This window comes from Stenotrophomonas sp. KH_052, from assembly GCF_057838755.1.
On record NZ_CM174475.1, the window covers coordinates 2,717,859 to 2,731,427 of the forward strand.

Sequence of the window (13,569 nt, forward strand, 5' to 3'; positions counted from 1 at the left end):
GCGATCTGCCCACGGCAATCGCCGGTCATCGGCGCGTTCCCTGTTGATGCTGCTGGATCAGCAGTGCCGCGCGCAGCACATGCTTGCCGACCAGGCTCTTGGAAATGCCGAGCCGAGTGGCGATTTCACGCTCGCTCAGGCCCAGGTAGCGGTTCAGCACAAAGCACTCACGCACCTGCGCCGGCAGCGCGAGGATGGTCTGGGTGATCTCGCGCAGTTGTGCCTGGTCCAACGCCTGCGCCTCGCCATCGTGGCCGGCCTCGGCCATGTCGGCGGCGTACTCGGCCATCGCGCGCCGCTCGCGGGCGTCAGCCTGGCTGCGGTTGAGCGCGTGGTGGTAGGCCATCCGGTACAGATAACCACGCGGTTCCAGGATCGGCGGATCGCCGGGCACGCTGCTGGCCTTCAGGTACAGGTTCTGCAGGGTGTCCTCGGTACTGGCCGGGTCGAGATAGCGCGCGATGAAGCGCGACAACGCACGGCGCTCGCGGATCAGCAGCTCGACCAGCGCCAGGGCATTGGGAGACATAGGTGCCAAGGCCGGACCGGGGAATGATGGGCGTGATGGCGACGGTCCGGACGTGGATTGTGGGCTGCACGGCCGCAGGCGGCAAGCGAAGGCCCGTCGCGCGGCACCAGGATCATCCACGCATGGCGTGGATGCGGAGCCTACGGTTCATCCAACGCCTCGAAACGCTCGGCGAGGTAATCGATCAACGCGCGTACCGCCGGCAGCAGCCCACGCCGCGACGGGAACACCGCATGCACGATGCCGTGTTTCGGCACCCACTCGGGCAGCACCGGCAGCAGCGCCCCGCTCTCCAGCTCATCGGTGATCATCATCCGCGGCAGCATCAACAGCCCGACCCCGGCCACCGCCGCCGCACGCAGCGCGATCATGTCATCGCTGACCAGGCGCGGACGGTGATGCACACTGGCCTGTACGTCGTCCGGCCCGCTGTACTCCCAGACGTGCTGCTGGCTGGCCGAAGCGAGGTCCACCGTCGGCATCACCGCAAGATCGGCCGGCACCTGCGGCGTGCCCAGCCGCTGCAGCAGCGCCGGACTGGCACTGGTGCACCACACTCGGCGCGCCAGCACGCGTACCACAAGGTCACTGTCCTCCAGCGGCGGCGGCCGTACCCGGATCGCCACATCCACGCCCTCGCCCACCACGTCCACGCGGCGGTTGGTGGCGTCCAGCTGCACCGACACCTGCGGGTGCAGGGCCAGGAAGTCGGCCAGCATCGGACCGATGCGCGCGTGCAGGATCGCGATCGGGCACGCAAGGCGGATGGTGCCGCGCGGCTCGGCGCGTGACATCGCGATGGCTTCTTCTGCGGCCTCGGCCTCGACCAGCATCGCCTTGCAGTGGCGGTAGTAGTCCTGGCCGACCTCGGTGACCGAGAAACGCCGCGTCGAGCGCTGGATCAGGCGCACGCCCAACCGTTCCTCCAGCAGCGCGATGCGCCGGCTCAGTTTCGACTTCGGCATGGCCAGCGCCCGGCCTGCCTGCGAGAAGCCGCCGTGCTCGACCACCATGGCGAAATAGAACAGGTCGTTGAGGTCACAACGGCGGATATCTGCGATGAACACGGGGCGATCTCCTGCGGCCCACGGCCTGCGACCATTGTTCACCATATAGGACTATGACGGCAAATATTGGCGTCTACCGGCCCAATTGTCGCGGCGATATCGTCTCCTGCAACGAAGAACAGCGGCCGGCAGCCCCGGCCAGGAGATCGCCATGAAGCGTGTCACCGGTACCTACAGCGCCCCCCGCCCGCACTGGGTGGGCGACGGATTCCCCGCCCGCTCGATGTTTTCCTACAACACCCACGGCCAGCACCTGAGCCCGTTCCTGCTGCTGGACTATGCCGGCCCCTACAACTTCGCCCCCAGCGATACCCCGCGTGGCGTCGGCCAGCATCCGCATCGCGGTTTCGAGACCGTCACCATCGTCTATGACGGCGAGGTCGCACATCGCGATTCGACCGGTGCCGGCGGCACCATCGGCCCGGGTGACGTGCAGTGGATGACTGCTGCCTCCGGCATTCTCCACGAGGAATTCCACACACCGGAATTCAGCAAGCGCGGCGGCACGCTGGACATGGTGCAGCTGTGGGTGAACCTGCCGGCCCGCGACAAGATGGGCGCACCGGGCTACCAGACCCTGCTCGATGCGCAGATCCCTTCGGTGGAGCTGCCCGATGGCGCCGGCCGCGTCCGTGTCATCGCCGGCCGCTTCGACGGCCACGCCGGTCCGGCACGTACCCACACGCCGATGGATGTCTGGGACATCCGCCTGCAGCAGGGCCACCACGCCGAACTGGCGGTGGCCGATGGCCGCACGCTGGCACTGGTGGTGCTGAAGGGCACGGTCCGCGTCAATGGCGGCCAGCCGGTCGGTGAGGCGCAGCTGGTCACCTTCGACCGAAGTGGTGAAGACGTGTTCGTCGACGCCGACAGTGACGCCACCCTGCTGCTGCTCAGCGGCGAGCCGATCGACGAGCCGGTGGTGGGCTACGGCCCGTTCGTGATGAACAGCCAGGCCGAGATCAGCCAGGCGGTCAACGATTTCAACAGCGGCCGCTTCGGCCAGATCGCGCACTGAGCGCTTCCGCGCGGCGGGTGATGACCCGTCGCGCCAACGGGCCATCGCCCACCTTCCCCAGGAGACTGACCATGAGTACCCCCGCCAACTTCAACGGTGCCCGCCCGGTGATCGATCCGGACAACGCCGCGATGCTGCTGATCGACCACCAGAGCGGCCTGTTCCAGACCATCGGTGACATGCCATTCACCAGCGTGCGCGCCCACGCCACTGCGCTGGCGAAGATGGCCACGCTGGCGAAGATGCCGGTGATCACCACTGCCTCGGTTCCACAGGGCCCGAACGGTCCGCTGATCCCGGAGATCCACGACGCGGCCCCACATGCCCAGTACGTGGCGCGCAAGGGTGAGATCAACGCTTGGGACAACCCGGAATTCGTTGCTGCAGTGAAGGCCACCGGCCGCAAGCAGCTGATCATCGCCGGCACCATCACCAGCGTGTGCATGGCCTTCCCGTCGATCGCCGCCGTGGCCGATGGCTACCAGGTGTTCGCGGTGATCGATGCCTCGGGCACCTATTCGAAGATGGCTGAAGAGATCACCTTGGTCCGCGTGGTGCAGGCCGGCGTGGTGCCGATGGACACCGCCGCTGTGGCCTCGGAGATCCAGCGCACCTGGAACCGCGACGACGCCCAGCAGTGGGCCGAGGTCTACACGAAGATCTTCCCGAACTACCAGCTGCTGATCGAAAGCTACCTGAAGGCTCAGGACGTGCAGAAGAACCACGAGCAGCTGGATTCGCAGCGCAGCTGAGCTGCCCCCGGGGTGCCGGCCAGCCGCCGGCCCCCTCCCAACCGGAGACCCACCATGTCCAGTGAACCGATCCGCGACCCGGCCAGCGACCACCTGCTGACCCCGCAGAATTCCGCCTTCATCATCATCGACTACCAGCCGGTGCAGGTGAACTCCATCGCCTCGATGGACCGCCAGCTGCTGGTCAACAACATCGTCGGCACCGCCAAGGCCGCAGTGGCCTACGGGCTGCCGATCGTGCATTCGACGGTCAACGTCAAGACCGGCCTGAACAAGCCGCCGATTCCGCAGCTGCGCAAGGTGCTGGCCGACTACCCCACCTATGACCGCACCACCATCAATTCCTGGGAGGACGTCGAGTTCCGCCAGGCGGTGGAAGCCACCGGCCGTCGCAAGCTGATCATGACCGCGCTGTGGACCGAAGCCTGCCTGACTTTCCCGGCGCTGGACGCCTTGAAGGAAGGCTATGAGGTGTACGTGGTGGTCGACGCCGTCGGTGGCACTTCGCTGGCGGCACACGAAGCCGCACTGCGCCGCATCGAACAGGCAGGTGGCCAGCTGATCAGCGTGCCGCAGCTGTTCTGCGAGCTGCAGCGCGACTGGGCCCGTTCGGAAACGGTGCCGGCGTTCATGAACCTCTTCATCGAAACCGGTGGTACGGCGGGTATCCAGTTCTCGTACGATCGTACCGAGTGATTTCGTGGCGGCGCTGGCCTTGGCTGGCGCCGCCTTTATGGAGCAGTCGAGCACGGCTCGACGCTATAGACAGATGGAGACTCCGATGGCCTACGCACGCATTGTTTCGACCGGCGACAACTACCTGCACCACATCAGCAATGGCAGCTTTGATGTGGACGCGGACGAGCCGGCATCGCTCGGCGGCCAGGGCAAGGGCTTCGCGCCGTTCGATCTGTACCTTGCCTCGCTGGCGGCCTGCACCGCCATCACCCTGCGCATGTATGCACAACGCAAGGGCTGGGAACTGGGCGAGTTTCATGCCGAGCTGCGCTCTGAGCGTGACGAGGATGGGCGCTTCCACGTACATCGCGTGCTGCACGCCAGCGCTGAGCTGAGCGATGCACAGTGGCAGCGTCTGCTGGAAGTGGTGGAGAAGACCCCGGTGACCCTGGTGATGCGCGAGGGCGCACGGATCACCAGCGAGCGCGGCTGAAGCAGGTCTGGCCCACCTGCGGCGGATCTTGGCCGGTTCCTCGCTTGTTCCGGCCTCGCCCCTGTTCCAAGCTGCGCGTCCGCGTTCGGATGCAGTGAGCGCGCAGCAACAGGAGGACCGCACTCGATGTTACGTGCCCATGCTTTGGATCTGGATTTCAACGGCCGCGCCCTGCTGGCCGACGTCAACCTGCACCTGCCCTCAGGTGCCCGCATCGCCCTGATCGGCGACAACGGCAGCGGCAAGAGCTGCCTGTTGCAGATGTTGGCCGGTACTCTGGTGCCAAGTGGTGGGACCATCATCCGGCGCGATGGCGCACGCATCGCCTACGTGCCGCAGCACGTGCTCGATGACTCCTCTCGTAGCGGCGGCGAGCAGATGCGCCATGCGCTCGCCCGCGCGCTTGATGCCGACCCCGACGTACTGCTACTGGATGAACCCAGCAATCACCTGGACCGCAGTGCACGCCGCTCGTTGATCGCGCGCCTGCGCCAGTTCCATGGCGCGCTGCTGGTGGCCACCCACGATGAAGCCCTGATCGATGCGCTCTGTAATGAGCTCTGGCACATACGTGGCGGGCGCGTGAGCCACTTCGGCGGCCGCTACCGCGACTATCAGGCGGACCTGCAGCAGCGACGCGAGGCCAGCGACCGGCAGCTGCGCCAGCTGGATCAGGAGCGCGGCCAGGCCCATGAGGCGTTGATGCGCGAACAGCAGCGCGCCGCGAGCTCGCGGGAACGCGGTGTGCGCAAGGTGGAACAGCGCAAGTGGGGCGGCGTGCGTTCAGCCACCAAGCTCGGCCGTGGCAATACCACCGCCGGCAGCAAGCAACTGCTGATCCGTGAGCAGCAGGAAGACATCGAGGCTCGTCGCAATGACCTGCAGCGCGAGACCATCATCGAGCCTACCTTCGCGTTGCCGGCCGGCTGGCGACGTGAGGGAGTGGTGGTGCAGCTGACCGACGCCAGCGTGGCGCATGCCACGGAAACGGTGCTGGGTGGACTGCATCTGCGCCTGGATGTCGGTGATCGCCTGGCGATCACCGGTGACAACGGCAGCGGCAAGTCCACGCTGGCACGCGCGCTGTGCGGCGACCCAAGCATCCACCGTGATGGTGACTGGTTGCTGCCGCCAGCTGATCAGATCGCCCTGCTCGACCAGCACTACCGGGACCTGCCGATGCAGGCCACGCCTCTCCAGGCGCTGTCTGCCCAGATGCCGGACTGGAGCCAGACCCAGTGCCGGCTGCACCTGGCCGACTTCCTGTTCCGCGGCGATGCCACGGCGCAGACGCCCGTGTCCGCATTGTCCGGTGGCGAACGGGCGCGGCTTTCATTGGCATTGATGGCGGCCAAGCCCCCAGCGCTGCTGGTTCTGGACGAACCAACCAACAACCTGGACATGACGCTGCGGATGCACCTGCTGCAGGTGCTGCGGGTGTTCCCGGGCACGTTGGTGGTGGTGTCGCATGACGACGCGTTCCTGCGGGCGCTGGAACCGGGACAGGTGCTGGCGTTGTAGCTGCGGCCGGGTGTGGCCTATCCACATACGGCGTGGATCTACGGTAGAGCCGAAGGCAACGGCAGGGGCTGTTGCCAACGTCGCGTGCAACCGCCCGAAAAGCCGAGCATGGGCTCGGCTCTACGGAAGGCTCAGCGCCGCGAATGCAGCACGGTGCGATGGCGCATGGCGTTGAACTCCTGCTCCACCTGCTGGATGTCCTCGGCCTGGAAACCGGCCGCATCCAGCAGCTGCTCGGCGGCAGCCGCCGCCAGCGGGTCATCGTCGCGCTGACGCCAGCAGCGCGCCGGCAGGAAGTAGCCCACTTCGCTGCGCCCGCGCATGATCACCACCGGCCGGCCTGCGTACAGCAGGAACTCGGCCAGGTGTTGGCGCAGGCCCTCCACTGAAACATAGGCCGGTCCAACACCCAGCATCTGGCTGGACGGTTCGGGACTTTCGAACAGCTTGCGACGGCTCATCCATTCCTCCTTTGTGCAACGCGTGGTCTCCTTTCCTTAGACGGGTGCATCGCTGCGCCCCCGCCACGCTTCGCGTGATGCCCATCACGCCATCCGCTTAGAAGCCGGTGTTGAACTCCAGCTGGAACACGTCGATCGACAGCGGCGCACCGGACACTTCCTTGGCCGCCATCCACTTGCCGCTGATCCAACTGCGCGCGTCGAGCGCGTAGGCACCGCCCACGTAGTAGCCGCGGGCATTGGTGCCGCCCAGGTGGAAGTTCGGATCGTTGTAGGCGTCGGGCAGCGCGTCGGCCTCAATGTGCTTGTAGCCCAGCAGCGCCTGCCACTGGCCCTTCTCCTTCAGCTCGGTGGCACCGAAGGTGGCCTGCACCATCCATGCGGTGTCGCCACTGCGGAAGGTATCGATGCCCACAGTATCGCCGGCGCCGTAGTTGTTGACGATGCCGTTCTGGGCGCGACTGAACATGGCCTGCTTGTCGTAGGCCAGGTTGCGGACGTAATCGCCATCCAGGCGCAGACCGATACCCTGCGCCAGCTGCGTGTCCCAGCGCAGGTTCAGCGTGGCCAGACGGAACGCCGAGGCCAGGCCGACATACTGCGGGGTCGGCGTACCGGCCGGATCCACCGGATTGCGCGCGATGTTGCGGATCAGCATCAGGGTGTTGCCCTTCTGCATGAACGCCGGGCGCGACCAGTCGGTGTCGCAGCCTACCGCGCCCGAATACAGCGAGCACGTTGAGGACAGGCGACCGCTGATGTTCTTGAAGTCGTAGTAGCCCAGCGCAGCACGCAGCGCGTTGTCATCGTTGAAGCGCCAGTTCACGCCCACCTGGGCACCGGACAGCCACTTGTTCTCGTTCGGAGTCTTGACCTTGCTCTGGCTCGGCGAGCTGTCGGAGGTGTACTCCAGCGGTACCACCGCGAGGTTGCCGAACAGGTCGAGGTCGCCACCATCGAAGTCATACTTCAGGTTGGCGGCCAGGCCATCGAAGTTGAGATCGTTGGAGAACAGCGTGTCGCTGGTCCAGAACGGATTACCGAAGCGGCCGCCACGCACCGTCACCCAGTCCGCCGGGCTGTAGGCCAGCCAGGCCTGGTCCAGCCACACGTCCTTCTTGCTCAGGCCGCCACCCAGCTGCTCGGTGGTCGACACGGGGCCATTGCTGCTGCCGCTGGCCAGGCGCACGCCGGCCGTGGTGTGCTGGCCAATGGTTGCCTCGATGCCCAGGCGGGCACGGATGCGCCACAGGTTGCGGCGGTCCTGGCGGGTGTTCAGCAGCGGCGGCAGCTGCAGGTTGGTATTGGTATTGGTGTCGAAGCCGTTGCCGGCGTTGATCGACGACCAGTTGCTCACGATGTCGCTGTTGCGCTCGGAGTAGAAGCGCGACTCGCTGCGCACACGCATGTCACCGGTGACCTTGATGCGCTTGGTCCACTCGGCCACTTCGTTGGGTGCCGCCCAGCCTTCCGATTTCGCCTGCGCCATCACGTCCTGGCGCACTTCGTCACGGATACCGTCGCGCACGCTCTGCGGTACGTACGGCACGCGCACGTCACCGGCCTCCAGTGCCACGCCACCGCTCGCCGCGGTGCTGCCCGTGGCTGCAGTGCGCTGTGCGGCCGCCGCTTCGGCCTCGGCCTGCACCAGCAACGCCTGGCCGTCTTCGGGTTTCAGTGCACCGCTGGCGATCAGGCCCTTGATCAGCTTGACCATGGTGGTTTCGGCGGCCATCGCACCGGCCGGGGCGGCCAGGCTGAGCAGCACGGCGCAGCACAGCAGCGCCCGTCGGGCCGGCCGCGGGCGGCGGGAGTCGGTTCGTGCGCGGACGTGGTCGTTCATCACGGTTCTCATCGAAAGAAGGGAAATCATGGAAGTCGGGAATCAGGCCCCGGGCCGGCGGCCCTGGATCAGGACGCGGGCGGGGAAATCGAGTGACGGCGGCGGTGCCTGGTCGACCTTGCCGATGCGTCGCAGCGCGTCGAGCACGGCCGCGTCGGCCTCCTCGTTGCCACTGCCACGCACCAGCTCGACTTTCTCCAGCCGACCATCCGTGGCCAGCCAGACGTTCACCTGCAGCTGGAACGCGAGGCGCTTGACCTTGTCGTCACGCGAGATCGCCTGCTGCATCAGGTAGCCGAGATAGCGACCGTAGGTGGCATTGCCGGCGCCGCCACGGCCGACGCCGGACGAACCGCCGCCACTGCCGGACTGGATGCCGAAGTTGTCACCGCCAGCCTGCGCATCGGCATTCATCGTCACCGGATCGGCATTGTCCGGGGTCGGCGTCGGCTCTTCAGCGGGCGTCGGCTGATCCAGCGGCTCCGGCTCGGGCATCGTCTCTTCCGGCGGCGTTTCCGGCTCTGGCGGCTTTTCCGGCGGCGGGGGTGGCGGCGGAGGCGGCGGTGGCAGTGCCAGCATCGGCGGCTGCACCACCGGCCGACGGGTGCTGGCGGTGTCCTTGAACAGCAGCCACCACACCGCGATGCCGAGTACCAGCACGGCGGCCAGCACCAGCACGACGGTCACCAGCAACTGGCGACCGCGCATGCCGGGCTCTGGCCGAGGGGGTTGATGGGCCGTCATGCCTCAGCCCTGCGCCTTGCCGGTGACCAGGCCGACCTGGGCCAGCTCCAGCCGCCGCAGCAGGTCCAGTACCTCGACCACGCGGGCGTACTGCACCTGCGCATCACCGCGCACGATCACCGGGAAGTCCGGTGTGGTCGCGCGCTCGGTACGCAGGCGGTCTTCCAGCTCAGCCATGGTCACCGGGTAGGCATCCAGGAACACCTGGCCGCTGGGGTCGATGGTGATCGCCTTGGTCTTCGGCTTCTCCAACGCCGTGCTGTTGCTGGCCTTCGGCAGGTTGACCTCGATGCCGGGAATGGAGGCGTTGCTGGTCAGGATGAAGATCACCAGCACCACCAGCAGCACGTCCACGAAGGGCGTCACGTTGATGCCCTTCTCGCGCTTCTTGATGCCGAACTTCGCCTTCTGGCCCATGGCGCGCCCCTCAGCCCTGGACCGCGGCCGGGCCGCGCCCGTCCTGCTCTTCGGCCAGGCGCGCGGCGAACTCGTCGATGAACACCGCCATGTCGGCGCCGATCGCCTCGGCGCGTGCGCCCAGGTAGTTGTAGCCGAACAGCGCCGGGATCGCGACGCCGAGGCCGGCTGCGGTACACAGCAGCGCTGCAGCCATGCCCGGCGCCACCGAGTTGATGTCCACCGCGCCGGCCATCGCCGCCACCACGAACACCAGCATGATGCCGATCACGGTGCCGAACAGGCCCACGTAGGGCGCACCTTCGATGGTGGTCGACAGCCAGTTCATGCGCCGTGCCATCGCTTCCTGCTCGCGCACCATCACCGCATCCATCGAGGCACGGATCGCGGCGATGGTGGCGCCGCTCAGGTAGCCACTGTTGCCATCGCGCTGGTGGCGCTGCTGCATTTCATCGATGGCCACCTGGTAGATGCGCCACAGCGAGCCGTCGTGCATCGCGGTCGGCGCCTTGCCCTGGCGGTCCATCTCGGACAGAGTGCGCAGCGGCACACCGGACAACTTGCCGAAGCTTTCGGTGAATACCGCGTTGGCCTTGCTGGTGCGGCCGAAGTGGCGGCTCTTGGCAATCATGATCGCCCATGACATCAGCATCATCAGGCCGAGGATGGCGACCACCACCCAGGCATCGAACGGCATCGCCTTGAGAATGAAGCCGAAGTGGCTCTGCCCGGCGGATTGCTCGTCGGCGCCGTAGCTGATCAGGCGCGAATCGGCGCCCTGCGCGGTGGCATCGGCCAGCAGCAGCGCGGCCGGACGTGCCACCCGCGAGACGCGCAACTCATCCAGCGCACCTTCGAAGTTGGCCAGCGGCTGCGCCGCGCCCGGCGCATCGGCGCCCACCACCGGCGCGGTGGCCAGCGCCGGCAGCTCGCCGCTCAGCTGGGCAACTACGCGACCATTGAGGTACAGCTGCAGCGCGCCCTTCTCCGCGGTCAGTGCCACGTGCGCCCACTGCCCTTCCGGAATCGGCTGTGCCGGCGTGCTGCGCTGGCCATTGAGCTGCACGAACGGCACGCGGTTCTCGATACCGACCACCAGCTCGGAGGCGCCATCGCGACGGGCGTAGATCGCCTGCGCCGCATTGTTGCTGCCCGGCTTGATCCAGGCCGAGATGGTCAACGGCGTACCCGCTTCCTGTGCCAGCGAGGCGCTGGCCGGCAACGGCAGCGGGCCTGCGCCCAGCTGCACGCCACGGCCGATCACCGAACCCTCGGACGGCGGTACCACAGCACCGGCATTGTTGCCGTAGGCGGTGGTGTCGCGTGCCGGCGCATTGGCTTCGGCGAAGTGGTAGACCAGCGTGTAGTCCGGGTCGAATACCTGCTGGCCGTTGCCGCTGGCCGGGGCCTTCTCGTTGCCGTAGTACATCCAGATCGTCTGCGGCGCCGCGGCGCTGACCGCCGGCACGTCCACCCAGACCAGGGCCAGGCCCAGCTTGGGATCGAACTGCTCGATCTGGTGGGCCAGCACGGTGCGGCCATCACCCGAGACGAAGCGCAGGTCATTGCCCGCATCCTGGGTGCCGTCAAAACCGAAGTTGCCGGTATGCAGGCGCAGCAGCAGCGGCGTACGGCCCGGGTCACCGGCCAGGCCCGCACCCTGCGGGCCGGCATCGACGGTAATCGGCTTGCGGTACTTCCATTCGGCCTGCCACCAATTGGCATCGGCCGCAGCGGCGGGCAACGCAACCAGCGCGGCCAGCAGCAGCAACACTCGGGAAAGCAAACGGTCCATGCGAAGGGTCTCCGGAGAACGCATGTTCAAGGAAAGGATCAGTAACTGGTGCTGATGTTGAAATGCAGGCGCGGGTCGTCCTTGCGCGTGACCGGGCCATCGGCATAGGGCCAGGCGTAGTCAAGGCGCAGTTGCAGGTGTTCGCCCAGGCGCAGCTGCGCACCCAGGCCGACCGACGCCAGGTTGTACTTGTCACGCTGCTCGGGCAGCGGCTGGCGCAGGCGCAGGTAGGCCGCGTCGGCAAAGCTGTAGACGCGCAGATCGGTGCCGCTCCACAGCGACCATGCCGGGGTACGCCACTCCAGGCTGGCCAGGCCGCCGTAGTCGCCGATCGCCTCGGCCGAGAGATAACCGCGCACGGTGTACATGCCACCGGCGGCGAACTGCTCGGCCGACACCAGCGGCGCATCGGTTACCTGCAGCGAGCCGCGCGCGTACCACTGCCAATCGCTGCCGAAGGTGTGGGTGTTGGCCACATCGGCCTTGAAAGCCACGAAACTCGGATCGGCCCAGTAGCGCTTCTGCCCGAAGCCGATGGCATCGCTGCCATAGCCGAACAGGCGACGGGTGCCGGCGACCAGCTGGGTATTGATGCTCAGCTGGTCCTGCTCCCCCTGACGCACTCCGACGAATGCCAGGGTGATCGGCGCGTACTTCAGCGGCGTTTTCAGGCTCTCCTTGCCCATCTGCGTGTCTTCCTCGGTGTCCTTGAAGTCCACACCGAGGCTGAGCTGGCGCCACCACTGGCTGCTGCCGGCCAGTCGATAGTTGAGCTTGACGCCGATCGAATGGCCGTTGCCGATCACGTTGGTACCGGTGCCGGTACCGACCTGTCCGCCTGCGTTCAGTACGCGGCTGTCGGACTTGTAGCCGGACGCTTCCAGGCTCCACGGCGTGCCTTCGAACGGCATCATGTACGAGGCCGAAAACACCTTGGCCTGCTTGGTATCTTCCGGGGCCAGATACACGCCGATGTTGGCGCTGTGCCCGCGCTGCCACAGATTGTCGTAGGCCAGTGATGCACTCAGGCGCAGCTTCTCGGTGTCGGCGCTGTGGTCGTTGTTGAGCGCCACGCTGGCCCGCCACGGCGACTTCTCCTCGACCTGCAGGTCCACATCCATCGTGCCCGGCACCTGGCCTTCGCGCACCAGTGGCATCACCTGGCGACGGCCACCTTCGTTGAGCGCGGTCAATTCCTTCTGTGCCTGGTCGAAATCAGGCACCTTGCCCTCGGCCAGTGCCGGCACGCGCTCACGGATGCGTTCGGGCGATTCGTGCTTCGTGCCTACGACCCGCAGCTGGCCGATCGGCGTCTGCTGCACTTTCAGCAGTACCACACCAGCACTGACCTGTTGTTCGGGCAGCTCGACATAGACCGACTGGTAGCCCGCCTGCTGATACAGCGCATTCACCGCGTCACGTGCCTTTTCGACATCGGCCAGGGTCTTGCCCGGGCCGAGGAACGGCTCCACCGCGCGTTCAATCTTGCGCGGATCGAGCACGGTGTTGCCACGCACGATGTACTCATTGATGTTCACGCTGGGCGCAGGCGCCGCCTCCTGCGCAAACAGTGGCAGCGGCAGGGTTGCCAGGGCCAGCACCAGCGGATGCAGGCGCAGCGGAAGGCGGACGGCTCGGTACGGAACAGGAGTCATCGAAAGCATCGCGTCGTATCGAAGGAAGTGGCCATGGAGCGGCGCGTGGGTCTACCAACAGGACGTGTAGGTCGCGTCAAAGCCGCCAACAGTTTTGTGACAGCACTGTCATCTTTTGACAGCGCCGGAACACTCGCGGGCGGAGACTGCCCTCGCCACACGTCTTCATTGCAGAACGTCGGTTGTCGCAGGAGATTCAAGATGAGTGAGTCGTTGAAGGCGGGCCATCGCCCTGCTCTCGCCCTTGCCTTGTTGCTGGCGTTGCCATCGGCCTGGGCCGGAGAGGCGAAGAAACAGGACGATGCCGCACCCTGCATCGAAGTACAGGTCAACGGCGAGCGCATCCCCGCCTGGGAGTGCCTGCAACGCAAACTGGCCCCGGCGCCGAAATCGGCGAAGTCACCGGCGCTGCCTGAAGCCGAACGCCTGATGCGGCAGCCGGGCAACCAGCTGATGCAGTACAACCTGGAAGGCACACGACAGCGCATGGGCGATGCCTTTGGTCGTTCGGTGGAACCGCAGCGTCCGGCGCGCTGAGCCTGCGCAGCCGTGGAGCCGGGCCCGCGCTCGGCAGGATTTTGTAGAGTCGAGCCATG

Annotated in this window: 14 protein-coding genes; 6 read left to right on the forward strand and 8 right to left on the reverse strand. The window is 66.6% G+C overall.

The window, feature by feature from the left end; genetic code table 11:
- Positions 1-25 precede the first annotated feature (25 nt).
- Both AC3ITW_RS12535 and AC3ITW_RS12540 read right to left on the reverse strand, forming a co-directional pair.
- Positions 26-529, reverse strand: coding sequence for an RNA polymerase sigma factor (locus AC3ITW_RS12535; RefSeq protein ID WP_006370408.1), 504 nt, complete (start codon positions 527-529; stop codon positions 26-28).
- A 140-nt stretch (positions 530-669) separates the two neighbouring features.
- Positions 670-1,596 carry a LysR family transcriptional regulator gene (locus tag AC3ITW_RS12540; RefSeq protein WP_012511234.1) on the reverse strand — a complete coding sequence of 309 codons (927 nt, stop codon included), beginning with the start codon at positions 1,594-1,596 and terminating at the stop codon, positions 670-672.
- Positions 1,597-1,747: 151 nt separating this feature from the next.
- Here AC3ITW_RS12540 and AC3ITW_RS12545 point away from each other — a divergent pair, with 151 nt between their 5' ends.
- From AC3ITW_RS12545 to AC3ITW_RS12565, 5 genes are all read left to right on the forward strand, one after another.
- The gene (locus tag AC3ITW_RS12545) at positions 1,748-2,614 is read left to right on the forward strand and encodes a pirin family protein (protein ID WP_100434750.1); all 867 of its coding nucleotides are present in this window, start codon (positions 1,748-1,750) and stop codon (positions 2,612-2,614) included.
- Positions 2,615-2,685: 71 nt separating this feature from the next.
- Positions 2,686-3,366, forward strand: coding sequence for a hydrolase (locus AC3ITW_RS12550; RefSeq protein WP_489389573.1), 681 nt, complete (start codon positions 2,686-2,688; stop codon positions 3,364-3,366).
- A 54-nt stretch (positions 3,367-3,420) separates the two neighbouring features.
- Positions 3,421-4,062: a hydrolase gene (locus tag AC3ITW_RS12555; RefSeq protein ID WP_065723428.1), complete on the forward strand. Its 642-nt coding sequence runs from the start codon at positions 3,421-3,423 to the stop codon at positions 4,060-4,062.
- 85 nt (positions 4,063-4,147) lie between these two features.
- Positions 4,148-4,537 (forward strand): OsmC family protein, encoded by a 390-nt coding sequence (locus AC3ITW_RS12560; RefSeq protein ID WP_032129425.1) that lies wholly within the window; start codon positions 4,148-4,150, stop codon positions 4,535-4,537.
- A gap of 126 nt (positions 4,538-4,663) precedes the next feature.
- Complete coding sequence (locus tag AC3ITW_RS12565; RefSeq protein ID WP_489389574.1) at positions 4,664-6,058, forward strand: ABC-F family ATP-binding cassette domain-containing protein; 1,395 nt, start codon at positions 4,664-4,666, stop codon at positions 6,056-6,058.
- Between the two features lie 131 nt (positions 6,059-6,189).
- Here the strand turns inward: AC3ITW_RS12565 and AC3ITW_RS12570 are convergent, their stop codons facing one another.
- The 6 genes from AC3ITW_RS12570 to AC3ITW_RS12595 all read right to left on the reverse strand — a co-directional run bounded on the left by AC3ITW_RS12570 (position 6,190) and on the right by AC3ITW_RS12595 (position 12,973).
- Positions 6,190-6,519, reverse strand: a complete 330-nt coding sequence (locus AC3ITW_RS12570; RefSeq protein ID WP_489389575.1) for a hypothetical protein — start codon at positions 6,517-6,519, stop codon at positions 6,190-6,192.
- A gap of 97 nt (positions 6,520-6,616) precedes the next feature.
- Complete coding sequence (locus AC3ITW_RS12575; protein WP_489389576.1) at positions 6,617-8,362, reverse strand: putative porin; 1,746 nt, start codon at positions 8,360-8,362, stop codon at positions 6,617-6,619.
- A 42-nt stretch (positions 8,363-8,404) separates the two neighbouring features.
- Positions 8,405-9,070: a TonB family protein gene (locus AC3ITW_RS12580; protein WP_041864528.1), complete on the reverse strand. Its 666-nt coding sequence runs from the start codon at positions 9,068-9,070 to the stop codon at positions 8,405-8,407.
- Positions 9,071-9,109: 39 nt separating this feature from the next.
- Entirely contained in the window at positions 9,110-9,523 is a 414-nt protein-coding gene (locus AC3ITW_RS12585; protein ID WP_012511243.1) for an ExbD/TolR family protein, read from the reverse strand.
- A 10-nt stretch (positions 9,524-9,533) separates the two neighbouring features.
- Positions 9,534-11,318 (reverse strand): DUF2341 domain-containing protein, encoded by a 1,785-nt coding sequence (locus tag AC3ITW_RS12590; RefSeq protein ID WP_012511244.1) that lies wholly within the window; start codon positions 11,316-11,318, stop codon positions 9,534-9,536.
- Between the two features lie 38 nt (positions 11,319-11,356).
- Positions 11,357-12,973, reverse strand: a complete 1,617-nt coding sequence (locus AC3ITW_RS12595; protein ID WP_489389577.1) for a ShlB/FhaC/HecB family hemolysin secretion/activation protein — start codon at positions 12,971-12,973, stop codon at positions 11,357-11,359.
- A gap of 201 nt (positions 12,974-13,174) precedes the next feature.
- Between AC3ITW_RS12595 and AC3ITW_RS12600 the strand changes: the two genes are divergently transcribed.
- Entirely contained in the window at positions 13,175-13,510 is a 336-nt protein-coding gene (locus AC3ITW_RS12600) for a hypothetical protein (protein WP_100434756.1), read from the forward strand.
- The last annotated feature ends 59 nt before the right edge of the window (positions 13,511-13,569 follow it).